General features: G+C 52.4%; 19 protein-coding genes and 3 tRNA genes. 15 read left to right on the forward strand and 7 right to left on the reverse strand.

Translation table 11 applies throughout. From position 1 onward, the window contains the following. Nucleotides 1-22 precede the first annotated feature (22 nt). From prmC to hemA, 3 genes are read right to left on the reverse strand one after another with little or no spacing between them, the layout of a single operon-like run. Nucleotides 23-868, reverse strand: a complete 846-nt coding sequence (gene prmC, locus BZG13_RS04405) for a peptide chain release factor N(5)-glutamine methyltransferase (protein WP_077485382.1) — start codon at nucleotides 866-868, stop codon at nucleotides 23-25. Next, a complete protein-coding gene (gene prfA, locus BZG13_RS04410) occupies nucleotides 868-1956 on the reverse strand; it encodes a peptide chain release factor 1 (RefSeq protein ID WP_077485384.1) in 1089 nt (362 codons plus the stop codon). Before prfA ends, prmC begins: the two co-directional genes overlap by 1 nt. An 11-nt stretch (nucleotides 1957-1967) precedes the next feature. Further along, nucleotides 1968-3227, reverse strand: a complete 1260-nt coding sequence (gene hemA, locus BZG13_RS04415) for a glutamyl-tRNA reductase (RefSeq protein ID WP_077485387.1) — start codon at nucleotides 3225-3227, stop codon at nucleotides 1968-1970. A gap of 298 nt (nucleotides 3228-3525) precedes the next feature. On the opposite strand from hemA, the gene lolB reads away from it, so the two are divergent. The 8 genes from lolB (at nucleotide 3526) to BZG13_RS04455 (ending at nucleotide 8406) form a co-directional block, all read left to right on the forward strand. Continuing rightward, nucleotides 3526-4116 (forward strand): lipoprotein insertase outer membrane protein LolB, encoded by a 591-nt coding sequence (gene lolB, locus BZG13_RS04420; protein WP_077485390.1) that lies wholly within the window; start codon nucleotides 3526-3528, stop codon nucleotides 4114-4116. Further along, on the forward strand, nucleotides 4109-4966 hold the full coding sequence (gene ispE / locus BZG13_RS04425; protein WP_077485393.1) for a 4-(cytidine 5'-diphospho)-2-C-methyl-D-erythritol kinase: 858 nt from the start codon (nucleotides 4109-4111) through the stop codon (nucleotides 4964-4966). Before lolB ends, ispE begins: the two co-directional genes overlap by 8 nt. Before the next feature lie 32 nt (nucleotides 4967-4998). Beyond that, nucleotides 4999-5946 (forward strand): ribose-phosphate pyrophosphokinase, encoded by a 948-nt coding sequence (locus tag BZG13_RS04430; RefSeq protein WP_046073862.1) that lies wholly within the window; start codon nucleotides 4999-5001, stop codon nucleotides 5944-5946. 174 nt (nucleotides 5947-6120) lie between these two features. Further along, nucleotides 6121-6711 (forward strand): aminoacyl-tRNA hydrolase, encoded by a 591-nt coding sequence (gene pth, locus BZG13_RS04435; RefSeq protein ID WP_046073696.1) that lies wholly within the window; start codon nucleotides 6121-6123, stop codon nucleotides 6709-6711. A 24-nt stretch (nucleotides 6712-6735) separates the two neighbouring features. Further along, on the forward strand, nucleotides 6736-7827 hold the full coding sequence (ychF, locus tag BZG13_RS04440) for a redox-regulated ATPase YchF (protein WP_069361086.1): 1092 nt from the start codon (nucleotides 6736-6738) through the stop codon (nucleotides 7825-7827). Nucleotides 7828-8097: 270 nt separating this feature from the next. Further along, nucleotides 8098-8174: transfer RNA gene (locus tag BZG13_RS04445), tRNA-Met, on the forward strand. A 53-nt stretch (nucleotides 8175-8227) separates the two neighbouring features. Continuing rightward, nucleotides 8228-8314: transfer RNA gene (locus tag BZG13_RS04450), tRNA-Leu, on the forward strand. Nucleotides 8315-8331: 17 nt separating this feature from the next. Beyond that, a tRNA-Gln gene (locus BZG13_RS04455) sits at nucleotides 8332-8406 on the forward strand. Nucleotides 8407-8467: 61 nt separating this feature from the next. Here the strand turns inward: BZG13_RS04455 and BZG13_RS04460 are convergent. Together BZG13_RS04460 and BZG13_RS04465 are read right to left on the reverse strand one after the other, a co-directional pair. Next, on the reverse strand, nucleotides 8468-9079 hold the full coding sequence (locus BZG13_RS04460; RefSeq protein ID WP_077485396.1) for an HAD family hydrolase: 612 nt from the start codon (nucleotides 9077-9079) through the stop codon (nucleotides 8468-8470). Nucleotides 9080-9100: 21 nt separating this feature from the next. Next, nucleotides 9101-10261 (reverse strand): 2-octaprenyl-3-methyl-6-methoxy-1,4-benzoquinol hydroxylase, encoded by a 1161-nt coding sequence (locus BZG13_RS04465; RefSeq protein ID WP_077485398.1) that lies wholly within the window; start codon nucleotides 10259-10261, stop codon nucleotides 9101-9103. 283 nt (nucleotides 10262-10544) lie between these two features. Between BZG13_RS04465 and miaB the strand changes: the two genes are divergently transcribed. From miaB to BZG13_RS04495, 6 genes are all read left to right on the forward strand, one after another. After that, complete coding sequence (gene miaB / locus BZG13_RS04470; protein ID WP_046073700.1) at nucleotides 10545-11969, forward strand: tRNA (N6-isopentenyl adenosine(37)-C2)-methylthiotransferase MiaB; 1425 nt, start codon at nucleotides 10545-10547, stop codon at nucleotides 11967-11969. Nucleotides 11970-12023: 54 nt separating this feature from the next. Further along, nucleotides 12024-13109 (forward strand): PhoH family protein, encoded by a 1086-nt coding sequence (locus BZG13_RS04475; RefSeq protein ID WP_077485401.1) that lies wholly within the window; start codon nucleotides 12024-12026, stop codon nucleotides 13107-13109. After that, nucleotides 13106-13576 carry an rRNA maturation RNase YbeY gene (ybeY, locus tag BZG13_RS04480; protein WP_077456919.1) on the forward strand — a complete coding sequence of 157 codons (471 nt, stop codon included), beginning with the start codon at nucleotides 13106-13108 and terminating at the stop codon, nucleotides 13574-13576. The genes BZG13_RS04475 and ybeY overlap by 4 nt, the downstream gene beginning before the upstream one ends. Before the next feature lie 18 nt (nucleotides 13577-13594). After that, nucleotides 13595-14467: a CNNM family magnesium/cobalt transport protein CorC gene (corC, locus tag BZG13_RS04485; protein WP_069361092.1), complete on the forward strand. Its 873-nt coding sequence runs from the start codon at nucleotides 13595-13597 to the stop codon at nucleotides 14465-14467. Next, nucleotides 14454-16019, forward strand: a complete 1566-nt coding sequence (gene lnt, locus BZG13_RS04490) for an apolipoprotein N-acyltransferase (RefSeq protein ID WP_077485403.1) — start codon at nucleotides 14454-14456, stop codon at nucleotides 16017-16019. The genes corC and lnt overlap by 14 nt, the downstream gene beginning before the upstream one ends. 73 nt (nucleotides 16020-16092) lie before the next feature. Next, on the forward strand, nucleotides 16093-16671 hold the full coding sequence (locus BZG13_RS04495) for a YSC84-related protein (protein ID WP_077485406.1): 579 nt from the start codon (nucleotides 16093-16095) through the stop codon (nucleotides 16669-16671). A 96-nt stretch (nucleotides 16672-16767) separates the two neighbouring features. Here the strand turns inward: BZG13_RS04495 and BZG13_RS04500 are convergent, their stop codons facing one another. Beyond that, nucleotides 16768-17937 carry a DUF2066 domain-containing protein gene (locus BZG13_RS04500; protein WP_077485408.1) on the reverse strand — a complete coding sequence of 390 codons (1170 nt, stop codon included), beginning with the start codon at nucleotides 17935-17937 and terminating at the stop codon, nucleotides 16768-16770. Nucleotides 17938-18196: 259 nt separating this feature from the next. Between BZG13_RS04500 and BZG13_RS04505 the strand changes: the two genes are divergently transcribed. Continuing rightward, nucleotides 18197-19447, forward strand: coding sequence for a uracil-xanthine permease family protein (locus BZG13_RS04505; RefSeq protein WP_077485411.1), 1251 nt, complete (start codon nucleotides 18197-18199; stop codon nucleotides 19445-19447). A 72-nt stretch (nucleotides 19448-19519) separates the two neighbouring features. Here the strand turns inward: BZG13_RS04505 and gltX are convergent, their stop codons facing one another. Then, nucleotides 19520-20944, reverse strand: coding sequence for a glutamate--tRNA ligase (gene gltX / locus BZG13_RS04510; RefSeq protein WP_077485413.1), 1425 nt, complete (start codon nucleotides 20942-20944; stop codon nucleotides 19520-19522). Between the last annotated feature and the right edge of the window lie 81 nt (nucleotides 20945-21025).

The raw sequence follows: 21025 nt of genomic DNA on the forward strand, positions 1-21025 counted from the left end.
TCCTGCTTCCTATCAGTGTCAGTTAAAGTCGCTGTGCCAAGGTGATTCTATCGAGCCCAGCGTAATCTTGTTGGGTTTTGGCATCGGGCCAGCCGGCGTCTTTCCATGCCGCCCGGACCGCTTCGCCTTGGTTATAACCATGCTCGACCATCAACCAGCCCCCGTCGACCAGATACTTGGCCGCGGTTTGGCCGATGTGACGAATCGCGGCTAAGCCACTTTCTTCAGCGACCAAAGCACTGGCGGGTTCAAAGCGGACATCGCCTTGCTGAAGGTGTGGATCATCGCCGTCAATATACGGTGGGTTACTCACAATCACCTCAAACCGATTCATATCACTGAGTGCGCTGAACCAGTCGCTTTGAATAAAGTGGGCGTTTGAGAGGTGGTTGTCGTGCGCATTTCGGCTTGCCAAGGCAACCGCTTCAGGCATCAGATCAACGCCCACAACGGTGACATCAGGCCGCTCGCTGGCAATGGCTAAAGCCACAGCCCCCGTTCCGGTGCCTAAATCCAGCACACGGCAAGGCGTGGCAGGCAACACGGCCAGCGCTTGTTCCACCAGCAGCTCGGTTTCAGGGCGCGGGATTAAAGTGGTCGGTGACACATTGAGTCGTAGCGTCCAAAAATCGCGGTAACCCAAAATATACGCCACGGGCTCGCCTTGTAGACGACGAGCAAACAACTGACGAAATTGTGCCAATTGTGCGGCGGTGAGTTTGCGCTCTGGCCAAGTGTAAAGATAACTGCTTGGTTGTCCTAACACATGGCAGAGCAACGCCCTAACGTCGACGCCTGCAGCGCCGCCCGATAAAGCGGTCAGCTCTGTGGTGCTATCGGCCAGTAATGCGCTGATCGTCGCTGTCATTATTGCTGCTCAGACAAGGCGGCAAGTTGGTCGGCTTGGTGCTCTTGAATCACAGGATCCACCAAGCTATCCAGATCACCTTGCATGACATCGTCGAGACGATACAAGGTCAGGTTGATGCGGTGATCCGATACCCGCCCTTGCGGATAATTGTAGGTGCGAATACGGTCTGAGCGATCACCCGAGCCTAACAGGTTACGGCGCGTTGACGCTTCTTCTGCGGCGCGCTTTTCTTCTTCCGCTTTAATCAAGCGTGCTGCCAGTACCGACATCGCTTTGGCGCGGTTTTTGTGTTGTGAGCGCTCATCCTGACATTCCACCACAGTGCCAGTCGGCAAGTGAGTAATACGAATGGCAGAATCTGTGGTGTTGACGTGCTGACCACCGGCACCGGATGCACGGAAGGTATCAACTTTCAGATCGGCTGGGTTAATCTCTGGCGCTTCCGCTTCTGGGATTTCTGGCAAGATCGCCACAGTACAGGCCGAGGTATGCACGCGCCCTTGTGATTCTATTGCGGGCACGCGCTGCACGCGATGGCCGCCAGATTCAAACTTGAGCACACCATACGCACCTTCTCCGGCAACACGGGCAATCACTTCTTTAAAGCCGCCGTGCTCCCCTTCACTGGCACTAATAATTTCTAACTTCCAGCCGCGCTGCTCAGCATAACGGCTATACATGCGGAATAAATCCCCGGCAAAAATCCCGGCTTCATCCCCACCGGCACCGGCGCGAATTTCCAGGAAGCAATTGCGGTCATCGTTCGGATCTTTCGGCAATAGCAAAATCTGGAGCTGATCGGTCAGTGATTCAATGGTTTGTTCAGCCTGCGCGACTTCCTCTTGCGCCATTTCACGCATCTCTGCGTCATCTTCGTTGGCCATCTCTTGGGCAGCCGCCAAGTCTTCTTGCGCTTGCTTGAACTCAGTAAAGCACTTGATCACCTCTTCCAGCTGCGAATACTCTTTCGACAACGCGCGGAATTTGTTCTGATCATTAATGATATCTGGGGTGCCGAGCAGGTGCTGAACTTCTTCGTAGCGCTCAGATAGCGACTCTAGCTTGGCTAATATTGATGCTTTCATATATCTCTTCGTTAGTTGTCACTGTCCAGCCCCAGACAAACACGCATCACCGCCAGTTTATCYGGCTCACCATTTTGTGCAGCTTGCTGCATCGCCTGCGTGGGGGGGTGGATCAGTTTATTGGTCAGACGGTTACTCAGCTGGCGTAATACGCTTTCTGCGTCAGCGCCATTGGCTAGAGCCTGAATGCTTTGCTCCAATTCCGCCTGTTTAATGTGTTCAGACTGTGTGCGGTACTGTTTGATACTGTCTACCGCTTCGCGTGAGCGCAACCAGCGCATAAAATCAGCACTTTCTTCGGTCACAATCGCTTCGGCTTGAATCGCCGCTAACTTTCGCTGCTCGCGGTTGTGCTCCACAATCGACTGTAAGTCATCCACGCTGTATAGGTACGCATCCGCGAGACTGCCCACGTTTTCATCAATGTCACGCGGGACAGCAATATCAATCAGCAACATGGGTTGGTGCCGCCGCTTTTTCAAGGCTTTTTCGACCATCGCCTTTTCAATCAATGGCATGGGCGCGGCCGTCGAGCTAATCACGATGTCGGCCTGGCAGAGTTGCTCTGGAAGCGCCTCAAGCCCCGACACCTTGGCGTCAAATTGTTCGGCAAGTGCCTGCGCGCGTGATTGTGTGCGGTTAGCAAATATAATTTGACTGCATTGATGCTCTTTTAAATGCCTGGCCACCAGCTCAATGGTCTCGCCGGCGCCCACTAGCAAAGTTGTCACGTCCGATAACGACTCAAAAATTTGGCGCGCCAATGTGCAAGCGGCAAAAGCCACTGATACCGCATTGCCGCCAATCTCGGTCTCGGTGCGGATCCGCTTCGCCACCGCAAAGGTTTTATGAAACAATTTCTCCAATGAGCCAGAAATCATTCCCGCTTTCCCGGCACTGGCGTACGCTTGCTTGACCTGCCCCAATATTTGCGGCTCGCCTAACACCAAGGAGTCTAACCCGCACGCGACCCGCATCAGGTGCTTCACCGCAGATTGCTCTTCATGGTAATAAATGCTGGCCATCAGGCTATCGCTACTGAGCTGATGAAAGCGCGTTAGCCATTCCACCAATACCCCAACACCCGGCTGATTTAGCTCCGCATAAATCTCAGTGCGGTTGCAGGTTGAAACGATCACGCAACTGCGCACCTGTGGATGCTCGGAAAGCTGCCCTAACGCCTGCTCAAGTTGTTGCGGCGAAAAGGCGACCTTTTCCCGCAGCTCGACGGGGGCCGTTTTGTGATTAATTCCGAGAACTAACAGGCTCATGAAGCGTTGTTACCGACAGCACCAGTAAGGATTGGAGCGGAGGATTTTACTTGATGCCCCCCGCGAATTAAAGCGAACATTGTATCGCAGCATTTTCGTGGCACGGAAATGTGAAGCCTCGCGAAATCGATGTAAAGGTATACAACAGCTAACATGCCTTTATTTCCTCCACACAACCAAGCGCTTGACTGGCTTCTCTCCGTCCGGCGCTTGTGGCAAAGTAGCGTTACACAGCGATTGGAGTCGGCGAACGACAACAAGCGGTCGGTTGACGAAAACAAAAAGGATACTCGGTTTAATGTTCTCCTCTATACGCGTGAGCGTCTTGGCACTGTTTTTAACGCTACTTGCGGGGTGTGCCACTGCCCCAGCCCCAACGACTGAGTGGCAGAGTCATCGCGACGCCTTGGTATCGGTGGATAGCTACACCGCACGGGGTAAAGTCGCGTTTATTGCCCCGAGCACGCGTTTTTCTGCCAATTTGTACTGGCGGTATTCGCCCGCCCAATCTCAACTGCGGCTCACCAACTTTCTCGGCACCACCTTGCTGTCGTTAACCATGAATGAACAAGGTGCGGTCTTAATTGATGACCAAGGTGAGCGTTATCAAGATACCGACCCGGCCCGTTTGGTCGCCTATTTGACTGGTGCACACTTGCCTATCGACGCGCTTGCCCCTTGGCTCATTGGACTACCACGCGCACAAGATAGCTTTTCGCTGGGGCCAGATAACCGTGTTGCGACCCTCAACGGGGCGCAAGGCTGGGACATTGACTATCAAGACTACAGCGCTGACACGCAGCCTGCGCTCCCCACACGTATTACCCTGACCCGAGACCAGCAAACCGTTAAATTGTTGATTTCTGATTGGACGCTCGATAATGACTGAACCCACCTTTTGGCCCGCGCCTGCCAAACTAAACTTATTTCTCTACATCACCGGACGTCGCGACAATGGCTATCATGAGCTGCAAACCCTGTTTCAGTTTCTCGACCATGGCGACACATTGGCTATTACGCCGAACGCGAGTGGTAAGATCAGCCTCAGCCCCGTGATAGAGGGGGTGAGTGAAAATGACAACTTGATTGTCAAAGCCGCGAAAGCGTTGCAGCAGCATACAKGATGCCAACAAGGCGCGCACATCGATGTGGAAAAGCGCCTTCCTATGGGCGGCGGTCTGGGCGGTGGGTCATCCGATGCGGCCACCACGCTGGTCGCACTCAATCATCTGTGGCAAACCCAAGTAAGCCAACAAACGCTGGCGCAACTCGGCCTGACGCTAGGTGCCGATGTGCCGATTTTCATTTATGGGCAGGCGGCAGTCGCAGAAGGCATTGGAGAAGTCTTTACGCCCGTTGCGCCACGCGAGAAATACTACTTGGTGGTGAAGCCTGACGTGTCTATTTCCACCGCAGCCATTTTCACTCACCCTCAGTTGCAACGAAACACGCCAAAGCGCACAGTTTCTGCGCTTATGGCACAAAAATACGAAAACGATTGCGAAAAGATAGCCCGTAAACAATTCCCCGAGGTTGATAAGGCTGTTTCGTGGCTGCTAGAATACGCGCCGTCTAGGATGACTGGGACAGGCGCGTGCGTGTTTGCCGAGTTTGACACTGCACAAGATGCCCAGGCCACACTCGACACTATGCCTAACTGGCTGACAGGGTTTGTTGCACGTGGGTTGAATCGTTCACCCCTACTTGATGCGCTGCAGCAACAAACCGTCGGTCAGTGACTWCTAAATGGATGCAACCCGAGGTTTCCACCGTGCCTGATATGAAGCTGTTCGCTGGTAACGCGACACCCGTTCTCGCCCAACGTATCGCAAACCGTCTTTACATGTCACTGGGTGACGCCACTGTAGGCCGTTTTTCTGACGGTGAAGTGTGCGTTCAGATTAACGAGAATGTGCGCGGTAGTGACGTGTTCGTCCTCCAGTCCACCTGCGCCCCGACCAATGACAACTTAATGGAACTGGTCGTTATGATAGACGCGTTTCGACGTGCATCGGCTGGCCGCATAACCGCTGTTATCCCTTACTTTGGTTATGCTCGTCAAGATCGCCGCGTCCGCTCCTCTCGTGTTCCTATCACCGCAAAAGTCATTGCAGATTTCCTTTCTAACGTGGGTGTTGACCGCGTCCTGACCGTTGATCTCCACGCTGAACAAATCCAAGGCTTCTTCGACGTGCCGGTCGATAACATCTTTGGTACCCCTGTTCTGCTTGAAGACATGCTGGCGAAGAACCTGGAAGACCCTGTGGTTGTGTCTCCTGACATTGGCGGCGTGGTCCGCGCGCGTGCCACTGCGAAGCTGCTGGATGACACTGACATCGCGATTATCGACAAGCGCCGTCCACGTGCCAACGTCTCACAGGTTATGCACTTGATTGGCGATGTTGAAGGGCGTGACTGCATCATCGTTGATGACATGATTGATACCGGTGGCACCCTGTGTAAAGCCGCCGAAGCGTTGAAAAACCGCGGCGCTAAGCGCGTCTTCGCTTATGCGACTCACCCCGTTTTCTCTGGCGATGCACCGAAGAATATCGCTGAGTCTGTGATTGATGAAATCGTGGTGACTGACTCTACCCCACTGAGCGCCGAGATCCAGGCCACTGGCCGCGTATCGCAATTAACGCTCTCTGGCATGCTGGCCGAAGCGATTCGCCGCATCAGCAACGAAGAGTCTATCTCTGCGATGTTTAACTCGTAAGTTAGCCACAGCAACCGCGCCTAAGCGCCCTGCCTTTGTGCAGGGTGTTTTTTTATCGGCCATTTACCGGTGCTGGCTCGACCCTTTAGTCACAACAATGGTAGGATATGTCGCCTTTTTGCGTGGGCGCGATGCTCACCGGCTACGATGAGTAGACAGATAGCGAGAAACGTCGTGAGTAATCAGATCCGCTTACTAGTTGGATTGGCCAATCCAGGGCCAGAATATGCCCAAACACGCCACAACGCGGGCGCTTGGGTCGTGCAAGAGCTTGCGCGGATCCACAATGCACCGTTAAAAGAAGAAAAAAAATTCTTTGGTTTGACGGGCCGTATCAATGTCCACGGGCAAGATCTGCGTTTGTTGATCCCAACCACGTACATGAATTTGTCCGGGAAGGCCGTGCAAGCACTGGCGAACTTTTACAATATTCCCGTCGACGCCATCATGGTGGCGCATGACGAACTAGACTTACCACCCGGTGTGGCCAAGTTTAAACAAGGTGGTGGGCACGGTGGCCATAATGGGCTACGTGACATCATCAGCAAACTGGCAAATGATAAATCATTTTATCGACTCCGGATTGGTGTTGGCCATCCGGGTCACAAGGATAAGGTGGCGGGATATGTGCTTACCAAAGCCCCCGCCAATGAGCAGAGTCTGTTAGAACAGGCCACTGATGAGGCGGTTCGCAGCCTTGAAATACTGCTCAAAGACGATCTTGCTAAAGCGCAAAATCGTTTACATACCTTCAAAGCACAGTAATTTTGATTAAAGGGTTACCATCTCATGGGTTTTAAATGTGGCATCGTGGGCCTACCAAACGTAGGTAAATCCACACTATTTAACGCACTGACCAAAGCGGGCATTGACGCCGCTAACTTTCCATTTTGTACCATCGAGCCAAACACGGGCGTGGTGCCTGTGCCTGACTTACGCTTGGATGCGTTAGCCAAGATTGTGAACCCACAAAAAGTGCTACCGACCACCATGGAGTTTGTCGATATCGCCGGTTTGGTCGCGGGTGCATCACGCGGTGAAGGCCTGGGTAACAAATTCCTGGCTAACATCCGTGAAACCGATGCCATTGGCCATGTGGTGCGCTGTTTTGAAAATGACAATATTGTCCATGTGTCGGGCAAAGTCGATCCTGCTGATGACATTGCCGTGATTAACACCGAACTGGCGCTCGCCGATTTGGAAAGCTGTGAGCGCGCGATGCAGCGCAACGCTAAAAAAGCCAAAGGCGGCGACAAAGACGCTAAGTTTGAGCTGACGGTATTGGAAAAACTACTGCCTGTACTAGAAGAAGGCAACATGTTGCGCTCGGTCGAGCTGAGCAAAGAAGAAGAAGCGGCGGTGCAATATCTTAACTTCTTGACGCTCAAGCCTACCATGTACATTGCCAACGTTAACGACGATGGCTTTGAAAACAACCCGTACTTGGATCAAGTGCGCGACATCGCCGCTAAAGAAGGCGCGACCGTGGTGGCTGTGTGTGCGGAAATTGAAGGCGAAATTGCCGAGCTGGACGCCGAAGAAGCGGCCGCGTTCTTAGATGAAATGGGTCTAGAAGAGCCGGGCCTAAACCGCGTCATTCGCGCCGGTTACGAGCTGCTAACCTTGCATACCTATTTCACCGCAGGGGTGAAAGAAGTGCGTGCTTGGACGGTGCCGATCGGCTCTACCGCGCCACAGGCGGCAGGTAAAATCCACACCGACTTTGAAAAAGGCTTTATCCGCGCCGAAGTGGTTGGCTATGATGATTACATTGCTAACAATGGCGAAAGCGGTGCCAAAGATGCCGGTAAGTGGCGTCTGGAAGGCAAAGAGTACATTGTTAAAGACGGCGATGTCATTCACTTCCGTTTCAACGTTTAACGCGCAAGCGTTAAGCCCCTCTGGGTGTGTTGTCGAGACCCCACCCTATTGATTTTGAGCCAGCCTGCGGGCTGGCTTTTTTTTATTTGAATCGCGCTAACCACAGGCTAAGCGTCAGTCTTGGGCGCATATTGTTGGCAAAACCAGCACAAACTGGTGAATAATGCAGCCAACGAGATGAAAATAATAAAAAAATGGCCAGCCATACTTGACGCTCTAGCTCTCTATCCGCATAATTCGTTCCGTCTTAAGGCTTTCGCCTTACAGCGTGGCTACGTAGCTCAGTTGGTTAGAGCACATCACTCATAATGATGGGGTCACAGGTTCGAATCCCGTCGTAGCCACCATTTATTTTTTGTAATTTGGCAGCGTTTTTTTATTGCCGAGTTACCCACCTTTTGCGGAGGTGGCGGAATTGGTAGACGCGCTAGCTTCAGGTGCTAGTGTCCGAAAGGACGTGAGGGTTCAAGTCCCTCTCTCCGCACCAAGTTAGGCAACGCCTACTGGGGTATCGCCAAGCGGTAAGGCAACGGGTTTTGATCTCGTCATTCCCAGGTTCGAATCCTGGTACCCCAGCCATATTAAAAAGCCCACATCATGTGGGCTTTTTTGCGTTTAGCGTTCATGTTTACCGCATCCACTACACCACGACCCCCATCTTGGCCAGTTCTGCGCGACCTTGCTGTGCATCGGTAAAGGGGATGCCCGCCATGCCGAGTGCTTTCGCGCCCTCGACGTTCGCCGTCCTGTCATCCAAAAACACACATGAAACTGGGTCAAGGTGATAATCATCCAACAAGCGTTGATAAATAGCAGGTTCGGGTTTCAAACAGCCCACTTCCGCTGACACAATCGCACCATCAAACAGCGACCAAAACGCGTAGCGCTGTTTTAAGAACGCCACGATTTCGCGCACATTATCGGTTAACGCATAAACCCCGTATCCGGCCTCTTTGGCCGATCGAAGCAAATCCACACTGCCGTAAAGACAAATTTGAGTCTGTTTGATGTAATAAAACAGCACTTCAAGCTGCGCGAGGCTTAGCGCCGTGTCATCGGCAAAACGCTGCTTGGCTTGCGCCTCGGTGAGCGTGCCACGATTCAGCGCTTGCCAGGTATCGCTCTGGAAGATTTGATTGGCATGCGCGTGGGCATCCGCCGCGTCCCCTAAGGTTAAGCGGATAATTTCTTCTGGTGACCAACGCACGATCACATTGCCAATATCAAAAATAATGTTCTGGTAGCCCGTCATGTCAACTCCTTGTCACCAAGACTAAAGCCCTAGTGCATACTTCAACACCTGCTTTTTCACCGGACCACTGTGTTCAGCCAGTTTAAACACCGCATTACGTGCCAGTTTTAAAGGCGTCACTTGGTTACTGAACGCGGTATAAAACACATCCATACCCGTTTGCATCATCATGTTATCGGTGCGGCGTGCTTTTTCGTATGCCGCTAACGTTGACTCCGCTTGCCATTCTGCGCCCGCATCGGCACAGGCATCCAGCAATGCGGCGACATCTTTAAAGCCTAAGTTCACCCCTTGCCCTGCCAGCGGGTTGATGGTGTGGGCGGCATCACCAATCACCACGACCCCATTACGATGGTACTGCTGAGCATGACGGCGTGTTAGTGGAAACGCGCCCCAATTGATGGGAGTGACGTCGCCCACTTGTGGTGGGAAATGGCTCACTATCTCGGCTTTGAGCTGTTCGGCATTGAGCTGGCACAACTGTTTAACTCGCGCTGGGCTGTCGTACCACACTAGCGAGGCGTTGTGGCCACAAAGCGGCAACAGCGAGCGTGGCCCAGTGTGGAAAAACTGCTGCCAGGTAATGTCTTGTTGGGGGGCGGCCGTTTCAACATGGATGAGCATGCAGTGCTGGCGATAATCCCAGCTGGTAAGGCCGATTTGCGCGTAATCTCTCACTTTGGAGTGGGCACCGTCTGCGCCGATAAGCCAAGGAGCACTCAGAGTATCACCACTGTCTAATTGGACTTGATGCAGCTCGCCCGCCTGCGTCATACCCGTGATCGAGGCCGGTGAGACGAGGTGCAAATTGTCAAAACGAGCAAACTGTTGCCACAGACCAAGTTGAATCAAGCGGTTCTCGACCATATATCCTAATTGTGGCAAGTCGAGTTGGTCAGCACTGAAACACACACGGCTGTCTTCCGCTTCCCAAGTTTCTAGGCGGCGGTACGGGCAAACACGCATGGCTTCAACACTGGCCCACGCACCGAGATCCTTGAGCAAGCTCACCGATGCCTGAGAAATCGCCGAAACGCGCAAATCCATCGGTTGTGAAGGTTCAAAAGGCTCTGGCGGCTGGCGCTCAATTAACGCCACCTGGCGGCCTTGGCGAGCAAGCCCAAGTGCCGCCGCAGCGCCAACCATGCCACCGCCGACTATAATAACTTCAAATTGATTCATGACCGTCTCTTTGTGCCGTTGATGCAAGCATTCTACTGAAGGTAAACGAGAATTCGATATCAATCCGATCAAAGTGAGGGCAAATTCGCTTTTCCGAGCGGGCCTTTGTCGCGTCCGCTCAAACGTTTAGCCGGATCGACGTGATTTCTCCGAACCTGTGATCTGGTCAGCGATATTGGAAAGCAGTACAATACGCGGCTTGCCAAGCTGATTGACTGATTAAAAACCATACAGCTTGAAAGGGTAATGTCGTCCATAAGATTAACAATGAGCGTGAAGTTACATGGCTAAGAAACTGCTGATCAAAACCTGGGGTTGCCAAATGAATGAGTATGACTCATCCAAAATGGCAGATCTGCTCAATTCTGCCGGTGGCTATGAGCTGACCGAACAACCAGAAGACGCAGACGTTCTCCTTCTCAATACTTGCTCGATTCGAGAAAAGGCACAAGAAAAGGTATTCCATCAACTCGGGCGTTGGAAAACCCTCAAAGACAAAAACCCAGAGCTGGTGATCGGTGTCGGTGGCTGTGTGGCAACTCAAGAAGGCGACCATATTCGTGAGCGTGCGCCTTATGTGGATGTAATTTTTGGCCCGCAGACCTTGCACCGCCTACCGGAGATGATCAAGCAGTCACGCTCGGATCATGCGCCAGTGATGGACATTACCTTCCCAGAGATCGAAAAATTCGATCGTCTGCCTGAGCCTCGTGCAGAAGGGCCGACCGCCTTCGTCTCGATCATGGAAGGCTGCTCCAAATACTGTACGTTCTGCGTGGTGCCTTACACCCGTGGCGAAGAAGTCAGCCGCCCGCTGGATGACGTATTGTTCGAAATTGCACAGCTGGCTGAACAAGGTGTGCGTGAAGTTAACTTGTTGGGACAAAACGTAAACGCCTACCGCGGCGACACTCACGACGGTGATGTGTGCACGTTTGCAGAGTTGCTGCGTTATGTCGCGGCCATTGACGGTATTGACCGTATCCGTTACACCACCAGCCATCCGGTGGAATTTACCGATGATATTATTGAGGTGTATCGTGATACCCCTGAGGTTGCAAGCTTCTTGCACCTGCCGGTACAAAGCGGCTCAGACCGGATTTTGACCATGATGAAACGCCCGCACACGGCGATTGAGTACAAATCAAAAATCCGTAAGTTGCGTCAGGCGCGTCCTGATATCACTATCAGTTCTGACTTTATCGTCGGCTTTCCTGGCGAAACCGAGCAAGATTTTGAAGCGACCATGAAATTGATTAAAGATGTCGATTTCGATATGAGCTTTAGCTTTGTTTACTCATCTCGTCCAGGCACACCGGCTGCCGATATGCCTGACGATACGCCAGAGCAAGTGAAAAAAGAGCGCTTGTACCGCTTGCAACAACAAGTGAATAGCCAAGCCATGCGCTACTCGCGCATGATGCTAGATACCGAACAACGTATCTTGGTTGAAGGCCCATCACGCAAAAACCTGATGGAGTTGCGTGGTCGTACCGAGAACAACCGAGTGGTCAACTTTGAAGGCTCTGTCGATTTGATTGGCCAATTTGTTGACGTCAAAATAACTGAAGTGATGCCAAACTCGCTGCGCGGCGAGCTGGTTCGTACCGAAAAAGATATGGACTTGCGTGTCGCCGTCTCGCCAACCGAAATCATGGCGAAGACGCGCAATGAAAACGAGCTTGGTGTTGGTGTTTTCACGCCATAACGCGTTCATCAATTCAACGGCGCCGGGTAACTGGCGCCGAAAGCGAGGATAATCTTGTCTAAAATCATCTCTCTTGACCTGAACCTAGAACCTGCCGACAACACCCGTCTTGCCAACTTATGTGGCCCGTTTGACGATAATATCAAACAGCTTGAGCGCCGCTTGGGGGTGGAAATTAGCCACCGCCATAATGCATTTACTGTGATGGGTAAGCCCCATACAGCCAATGCCGCGGTTGATATTTTAAAACGCTTATACGTTGACACCGCCCCGGTGCGAGGCAGCTCTCCAGACATTGAGCCAGAAGCGATTCATTTGGCGATCAAAGAGTCGGGCGTGTTGGAGCAAAACACCGAGTCGAGCATTCCTTACGGTAAAGAAATCAACATCAAGACCAAAAAAGGGGTGATTAAACCGCGTACGCCCAACCAAGCGCAGTACATCGCCAACATGGTCAACCATGACATCACCTTTGGTATCGGCCCTGCGGGGACGGGGAAAACCTACCTTGCTGTCGCGGCGGCGGTGGATGCGCTTGAGCGTCAAGAGATCCGTCGTATCCTCCTGACCCGTCCTGCGGTTGAAGCTGGTGAGAAGCTAGGCTTTTTGCCTGGTGACTTGAGCCAAAAGGTCGACCCTTACTTGCGTCCGCTTTACGATGCGCTATTTGAAATGCTCGGCTTTGAACGGGTCGAGAAATTGATCGATCGTAACGTGATCGAGGTGGCACCTCTTGCTTATATGCGTGGCCGAACCTTGAACGATGCCTTTATTATCTTGGATGAGAGCCAGAACACCACAGTCGAGCAGATGAAAATGTTCTTGACGCGGATTGGCTTTAATTCACGGGCAGTGATCACCGGTGACGTGACTCAGGTCGACTTACCGCGCAATGCGCGCTCAGGCCTGCGCCATGCGATTGAGGTACTCGCGGACGTGAACGAAATTAGCTTCCACTTTTTCCAAGCCGATGATGTCGTCCGCCACCATGTGGTCACCCGCATTGTTCAAGCCTACGATAAGTGGGAAGCGGAAGACGCCAAAGCGCGAAAAGAAGCCGAGGCACGTCGTCGAGAAGCGCGTGAAGCCCAGCAAGTGGCTGCGCAGCCTGCCACCACTGACTCACAGGATCCGTCATGAGCTACTATGTCGATGTGCAAATTGCCTGTGAAAGCGAACAAGGCTTGCCCAGTGACGATCAGCTCCAAGCTTGGTTTGAGCAGGCGGTGCGCACCGCTCGGCCCCAAGCAGAAGTGACGATACGCATCGTCGATGAGGGCGAGAGCCAAAGCCTTAATCGCGATTATCGCGGCAAAGATAAACCCACAAATGTGTTATCTTTTCCGTTTGATGCCCCTCCTGGGGTGGAGATTGATTTACTCGGTGATTTGGTCGTGTGTCGCCAAGTTGTTGAACAAGAAGCACAACAACAAGGCAAAGCACTAATGGATCATTGGGCACATATGGTTGTCCATGGTAGCTTACACTTACTGGGTTACGACCATATTGAGGATGATGAAGCCGAGCAAATGGAGGCGCTGGAGCGAGAGCTTCTCGCCGCTATGGGGGTCAGTGACCCTTATGCTAACGACTTCATCGAGCGTTAACCAACTGAATGAAATTGAATGAACGACGATAATTCGCAAAACTCAGACGGTCCGAGTAGGAAGACCTTCTTCGAGCGGCTGGGTCAGTTTTTCCAAGCTGACCCAAAAGACAGACAAGAACTGGTGGACTTGTTTCGAGACTCAGAGCAAAACGCCCTGATCGATCATGACACTCGGGACATGCTGGAAGGTGTAATGCAAATCTCTGACATGCGTGTGAGAGATATCATGATACCCCGTTCGCAGATGGTAATCGTTGAACGATCGCAGTCATTGGAAGCGATCATTAATATTATTATTGATGCCCAACACTCTCGTTATCCTGTGATCAGTGATGACAAAGATCATGTTGAAGGCATTTTGCTTGCGAAAGATTTGTTGCGCTACCTGCGCCCAGATGCCGAAGACTTTGACATCGAAAAAGTGTTACGCCCCGTGGTGGTGGTACCTGAGAGTAAACGCGTGGATCGTTTGCTCAAAGAGTTCCAAGAAGAGCGCTATCACATGGCGATTGTCATTGACGAGTTTGGGGGCGTGTCAGGGGTCGTAACCATTGAAGACATTCTCGAAGAGATCGTCGGTGAGATCGAAGACGAGTACGACGACGAAGACGAGCAGGAAATTCGCCAGCTCAGCCGTCATACATTCTCGGTCAAAGCCCTGACGACCCTGGAAGACTTTAATGAGCATTTCGGTGCTCAATTCCAAGACGATGTGGTAGACACCATCGGTGGTCTGGTGATGACCAGCTTTGGTCATCTCCCTGATCGCGGTGAAGAAGTCGACATTGGTGATTATCACTTTAAAGTGACGGCCGCCGATAGTCGTCGTATCATTCAGCTACAAGTCACTATCCCAGACAGTAGCGAAGTTAACAGTGAAAACGCCTAACCGTTTATACCAAAGCGGGCAGTCATTACTGGCTGCCGCTTTTGGTGCCTCCGCCACCCTCGCTTTTTCTCCCTTCTCGTACTGGCCATTGATGCTGGTTGCTTTGTGGGGCTTATTCACCCTGCTACAAAACGCCTCGCCTAAGCGCAGTGCGTGGTTGGGATTTTGCTGGGGACTGGGCCAATTTACCACCGGCGTTAGCTGGGTTTACGTCAGCATCGATCATTTTGGTGGCATGCCTGCCATCGCCGGCTTGTCGTTGATGGCACTGCTGATTGCTTATCTATCCCTCTACCCAGCATTATTCGGGGCATTGGTCAACAAACTGCCCATTCGTCAGCCCGGTATCAAGTGGTTAATCCTCGCCCCCGCCTTATGGCTGGTGATTGATTGGCTTCGAGGCTGGGTGTTTACCGGCTTTCCTTGGTTATGGCCTGGCTACAGCCAAATCGACAGCCCACTGGCTGGCATTGCTCCTGTGCTCGGGGTACAGGGGATCACACTCGTCTTGGTCGTACTGGCTGGCCTGCTCGCACTCATCACGCCTCGCTGGGGTCACTGGCAAGGACAAGCACGTTATGGTGCCGTCGCCGCGGGGTTAGGGCTGGTCGCGGTCAGCTATGGCCTCGGCAGCATTAACTGGGTCACAAAAACCGACCAACAACAGCAAATTTCGTTAATTCAAGGCAATGTGCCGCAAGCGCTGAAATGGCGCCCCGATCAGCGCTGGCCAACGTTGATGAAGTACTTGGATTTAACCCGCCAGCATTGGGACAGTGATGTCATTATTTGGCCAGAGGCCGCCGTTCCCGCTCTAGAGCGCGAACTGCSCCGTTTTTTCTCCCAGCTTGATCAAGCCGCCAAGCATAATCAAACCACGGTGATCACTGGCGCGCTCGACCAAAATGAGCAGGGCGCGTACTTTAACAATGTACTGGCTCTGGGCGCAGGGACGCCAGCGTATCGCTACCCGGCCCCCACCCAATACAGCAAGCATCACTTGCTACCGTTTGGCGAGTTTGTGCCCTTTGAGGGGCTATTACGCCCGCTCGCGCCGCTGTTTAACCTGCCAATGTCATCATTTTCACCAGGTGAGCCGGTTCAGCCCGCCCTGCCCGCCAACGGCTGGGACTACATTACCGCGCTTTGCTATGAAATAGCCTTTCCCGCGCAAATCCGCGACAACTTGAACACGGACAGCGACGCAATTATTACGCTATCGAATGATGCGTGGTTTGGTCGCTCAATTGGCCCTTGGCAACACCTTGAAATTGCTCGAATGCGCGCACTTGAATTTGGCCTACCAGTGATACGGGCCACCAACAACGGTGTCACGGCCTTGGTGGATGAGCACGGCAAGCTTGAAGCGACGCTGCCTCAGTTTGAAACCCAGGTGCTGACCACGCAGATAACCGGGACGGAAGGCATCACGCCTTACCGCCAATGGGGCAATACGCCGCTGTGGCTTTGGGTCATGATCAGTGGCTGTTTGGGCGTAATGGTTTGGCGTCGCGATACCCGTAAACCAAGTAAAATCTCAACAAACCTCTGACATTGGCAGCAAGAGACTGACGTAACCTGATTGTGCTTTTGGTCATTTAGATTAACGCCATAAGGAGATAACCATGTTACGTCGTTCTCATCGCTGGTTTGCATTGGTCATTGTCGCACTGACGGCATTGACCGGTTGCGCGACCAGCTCGCAGCAAGACCAGGTGCGTCAAGCCAACCTCGCACGCGAACAATTTAAGCAGTACCCACAAACCCAACCTTTTTTTGATAACGCCTACGGCTATGCCGTCTTTCCTTCTGTCGGCAAAGGGGGTTTTTGGGTAGGTGGTGCCTATGGTAAGGGCGTCGTTTATCGTCAAGATGCGCCGGTCAGTGCCGCGGCGCTCAAACAGGTATCGGTCGGGCTGACCTTTGGTGGCCAAGCATTCAGTGAAATTGTTTTCTTTAAAGACAAACCAGCGTATGACCGCTTTATGCAAGGGCAAGTGGAACTCGGCGCGCAAGCGTCTGCCACCGCATTGACCGAGGGGGCATCGGCGCAAACCGGTACCTCTGGCACCTCAGCCTCCACCAGTAACCGTCAGTCGAAAGCCTATTACGTCAATGGCCTGACTGTCTTTACCCATGCAAAGGGAGGACTGATGGTAGAAGCCGCCCTCGCCGGTCAACAATTTACTCCTACCAACTGGTAGTCACTGACGCGTACAGAGCGTAAAACGCCTTATCTGCGCATCAAAAAGGCTAGCCGTGTTGGCTAGCCTTTTTAGCTTGGCGTTGCCAGTACATCGTTACGGCTGCCAAACAAACCACAGACGCTTTTCCGCCGACGGTTGTGGCTCGGGAGCAAGCGTTTGTGTGCTATCGCTCTCCCCCTGTTCGAGCGCCTGATCACCTTGTTCCAGCTCAACAGCCGGCTCGGTATTTGCCGCCTCGCTGGCGGTTGGCGATGTGCTTGCCGTATAAGCCTCTTGCTCCTGCATAGTCATTAACCGCACTTCTCGGTTGGCGGTTAGCTCTTTAATCAGAGCTTGCTGTGACGCGGCCAACTGCGCATCGAATACTAGGGTGTCATCATTAAGCTTGCGTAAATGTACACCTTGTACCGCATTCAAGTTTACCAGTGTTTTCTCGAGTGCGACGTAATCATCTCCGCTCTCAATGCCGCCAATCGCAATAACCACAGACGCACTGTCTTCGTCTTGATCCAGGATGACGCCGGTTTGCTGCGCGTAATAGTCGGCCAATGAATGAATCATTGCGCTGGCATCGCTTGCCTGGCCGCGCGTTTGATTGGTTTGCATTTGGTTTGCTTCAGGAAAAAGCTGCCAGCGAACCCCCTGGTCGGTCAGTTTGGCAATAACGATACCGTCTGGTTGGTAACGCTCACTGGCCTGTTCAACGGGCTGAATAAACCCGCCCCACAAATCACTGCTCGAAATCGCCATCAGGTCATCAAAATCGCCCACAGGAATAAGTACAGGCAACCCACGTAATGCCGCCGCTTGGCGTAGCTCATCTATCACTGGTCGCTCACTTGGCTCCCAAATAATTTGCCGTTCAAGGCCGCGATCATCCACCAGCCACACCAGCACCGACGGGCGCGGACTTCCCCACAAAGGGAGCCCCGCTTGACGCAATATTTCGCGCACCTGCTGGCTATCAAACCCAACTTCTAACGTGCGCTGCGTCGCGCCATCCGCCCCTTGCTCATGTTCACCATAACCAAGCTGGGTGATTAGGCTATCTACCTCTTGCAGCGCTTGTTTAACCGCTGGGTTGTCAGACAAGTTCCGCTGACCGGACACCTTAGTCAGAACGGCACTTAACCCTTGTTTTTTTGCCGCTTGTTGGGAGGTTTGCGCGCCATTATCAAGCGGAATGCTGGCGTGATAAAGGTCGTTTGCCAGCGCGCTAGGCAACCATAAACAGGCAATGAAGGCCAACACAAATCGATTCATAGTCTTTCCACATGGATAAATGGGAGTCCAGCGATCATAAGCTGACAGCTCTAGGTTCAGCAATCCTCATTTGTAAAAAAGATAGAGCAAACGCGATATAGTGATAGGTGCCACTGTAAAACGGTCTATTTCACGATTCCGTTCGATCAATGAAATCCGTTACATCATTTATTTGCTATCGGTCTCACATTTAAAAACATGACAGGAATCACAGAAACGCTTTGTGCTAACATTGCGCGATTTTTTTGGAGGTGAGATCATGATGCAAGTTTTACAAGGGGCACAAATGCTGTTCGTCGCATTTGGAGCCTTGGTGTTAGTCCCGCTTTTAACCGGGCTTGACCCAAACGTCGCACTTTTTGGTGCCGGAATCGGTACCCTAATCTTTCAAGTTATTACCCGCCGCTCTGTTCCTATTTTTCTCGCCTCTTCTTTTGCCTTTATTGCTCCCATTCTGTACGGCGTTAACAATTTCGGTATTCCCGCCACCATGGGTGGACTAATGGCCGCCGGGGTTATCTACCTCATCATGGGGGGAATTATTCGCCTCAAAGGCGTAGACATTATTCACAAATTGCTTCCTCCCGTGGTGGTAGGCCCTGTGATTATGGTGATTGGGCTTGGTTTGGCCCCTACCGCCGTCAATATGGCGCTGGGTAAAAGTGGCGACGGCAGTGAGCAACTCATCGCCGGTGATATCGCTATCTGGATTTCCCTGCTTTCATTACTCACCACCATTGCGGTCAGTGTCTTTGCCAAGGGCTTTTTCAAATTGGTCCCCATTATGGCCGGTATTGCGGTTGGCTATGTGGCCAGCCTAGTGATGGGCATTGTCGACTTTACCCAAGTAGCCAATGCCAGCTGGTTGATGATGCCTGCCTTTACCTTGCCAGAATTTAACATCAACGCCATTTTATTTATGATTCCCGTAGCCATCGCCCCCGCGGTGGAGCATGTGGGCGATATGCTGGCAATTTCCAATGTCACCCGTAAAGACTACCTGAAAAAGCCCGGTTTGCACCGCACCATGGCAGGTGACGGCGCGGCGACGATCGCCGCCTCCATGTTTGGTGCTCCGCCCAATACCACCTACAGTGAAGTCACCGGCGCGGTGATGCTCACCAAAGCATTTAATCCTAAAATAATGACCTACGCGGCGATCACCGCCATTGTGCTGGCGTTCGTGGGTAAACTGGGAGCCCTACTACTGACCATTCCTTTGCCGGTGATGGGCGGCATTATGATCCTACTGTTTGGCTCTATCGCTACCGTGGGTCTGAATACTTTGATTCGCAATCAAGTTGACCTTCACGACTCGCGCAACCTCGCGATTGTCGGGGTCACCTTGGTCTTTGGGATTGGCGGGATGGCCTTTGGCATTGGCGATTTCAGCTTACAAGGCATCAGCTTGTGTGGCTTGGTCGCCATCGTGCTTAACTGGGTGCTGCCTCGTCAAATGGGCGAGAACCACATCGTTGATAGCGCGCAGATGGAAGAAGAGTCGCATTAAGACAGGCGATGACACACTTAAAAAGGGCGCCGCAGCGCCCTTTTTTGATTGTGCCGCGGTTTGGCGACTTTTTTAACTTTGTGCGGCTCGAGCTTCAACCACTTTGATGGCTTGTTCGATACGCGCCAATACGCGGTCTTTACCAATCAGGTGCATCACCGCATCCACTGAGGGTGATTGACCACCGCCAGTGACTGCAACACGCAATGGCATACCGACTTTACCCATACCAACATCGAGATCGGCACAGGTATCCGCGATCACAGCTTTTAGGGCATCTACTGTCCACTCATCCAATGCTTCAATCTTGCCTTTGGCTACTTGCAATGGCTCAAGCGCGACTGGACGCAGGTGCTTCTTGGCGGCGGTTGCCTCAATCTCATCAAAGTCTTGATAGAAGTAACGGCTTTGCTCGGCCAGTTCCACCAAGGTGTCACAACGCTCACCCACCAGCTGGATCACGTCAGTCAGAGCCGGTCCTGTGGACGCATCAATACCCTGTTGATCCAGGTGCCACTGCAAGTGTGACGCGACCTCAGCCGGATCACCATTTTTGATGTAATGGTTGTTCAGCCAACGCAATTTTTCCGTATTAAAGGCAGAGGCTGACTTACTGATCGCTTCTAGGGAGAAGAAATCAATCATCTCCTCCATCGAGAAGATTTCTTGGTCGCCGTGAGACCAGCCCAGACGCACTAAATAATTACGCAGTGCTTGTGGCAAGAAACCTTGATCGCGGTATTGCATGACGCTCACTGCACCATGACGTTTAGACAGCTTGGCACCATCATCGCCGAGGATCATCGAGCAATGGGCAAACTCAGGGACAGGCGCGCCCAGCGCTTCATAAATATTAATCTGACGCGGGGTGTTGTTAATGTGGTCTTCGCCACGCACCACTTGGGTGATCCCCATATCCCAATCATCAACCACCACACAGAAGTTGTAGGTTGGGCTGCCGTCGGTACGGCGGATGATCAAGTCATCAAGCTCGCTGTTCGCAATTTCAATCCGACCGCGGATCTTATCGTCAAACACCACCTTGCCCTCTTTGGGGTTGCGGAAGCGGATCACGTGTGGGTCGTCAGCGTTGGCTTGGCTGTTGGCCGCCATCACTTTAGGATGATTGGCATCGTAGCGTGCTTTCAAGCCATTCGCTTTTTGCTCTTCACGAATTTCTTCTAGCAGCTCTTTGGGGGCATAACACTTGTAGGCTTTGTCTTCTGCCAACAGCTGATCAACAAGCTCGTTATAGCGATCAAAGCGTTTCGTTTGGTAGTACGGCCCTTCATCCCAATCAAGGCCCAGCCACTTCATGCCTTCTAGAATGGCATCAATGGCTTCTTGGGTTGAACGTTCGATATCTGTATCTTCAATACGCAACACAAATTGACCACCTTGGCTGCGTGCTGCCAGCCAAGAGTAAAGTGCGGTACGCGCGCCACCAACATGCAAAAAGCCGGTTGGGCTGGGGGCAAAGCGGGTTTTAATCGTCATTAGGATCCCTATCCCAGTGCTGAGAATAATATGTAACGGTTAGTTTACCAGTACAGGTAAATTCCACAATCCGGCCATGCT

Source organism: Salinivibrio sp. ML323 (assembly GCF_001995745.1).
Taxonomy (GTDB): domain Bacteria; phylum Pseudomonadota; class Gammaproteobacteria; order Enterobacterales; family Vibrionaceae; genus Salinivibrio; species Salinivibrio kushneri.

Excerpts from the sequence above, each read along its gene's own strand:
- BZG13_RS04460 (WP_077485396.1), bottom strand. The coding sequence starts at position 9,079 with ATGACGGGCTACCAGAACATTATTTTTGATATTGGCAATGTGATCGTG.
- prmC (WP_077485382.1), bottom strand. The coding sequence starts at position 868 with ATGACAGCGACGATCAGCGCATTACTGGCCGATAGCACCACAGAGCTG.
- BZG13_RS04505 (WP_077485411.1), top strand. The coding sequence starts at position 18,197 with ATGATGCAAGTTTTACAAGGGGCACAAATGCTGTTCGTCGCATTTGGA.
- BZG13_RS04495 (WP_077485406.1), top strand. The coding sequence starts at position 16,093 with ATGTTACGTCGTTCTCATCGCTGGTTTGCATTGGTCATTGTCGCACTG.
- ybeY (WP_077456919.1), top strand. The coding sequence starts at position 13,106 with ATGAGCTACTATGTCGATGTGCAAATTGCCTGTGAAAGCGAACAAGGC.
- BZG13_RS04465 (WP_077485398.1), bottom strand. The coding sequence starts at position 10,261 with ATGAATCAATTTGAAGTTATTATAGTCGGCGGTGGCATGGTTGGCGCT.
- lolB (WP_077485390.1), top strand. The coding sequence starts at position 3,526 with ATGTTCTCCTCTATACGCGTGAGCGTCTTGGCACTGTTTTTAACGCTA.
- BZG13_RS04500 (WP_077485408.1), bottom strand. The coding sequence starts at position 17,937 with ATGAATCGATTTGTGTTGGCCTTCATTGCCTGTTTATGGTTGCCTAGC.
- miaB (WP_046073700.1), top strand. The coding sequence starts at position 10,545 with ATGGCTAAGAAACTGCTGATCAAAACCTGGGGTTGCCAAATGAATGAG.
- gltX (WP_077485413.1), bottom strand. The coding sequence starts at position 20,944 with ATGACGATTAAAACCCGCTTTGCCCCCAGCCCAACCGGCTTTTTGCAT.
- ychF (WP_069361086.1), top strand. The coding sequence starts at position 6,736 with ATGGGTTTTAAATGTGGCATCGTGGGCCTACCAAACGTAGGTAAATCC.
- corC (WP_069361092.1), top strand. The coding sequence starts at position 13,595 with ATGAACGACGATAATTCGCAAAACTCAGACGGTCCGAGTAGGAAGACC.
- prfA (WP_077485384.1), bottom strand. The coding sequence starts at position 1,956 with ATGAAAGCATCAATATTAGCCAAGCTAGAGTCGCTATCTGAGCGCTAC.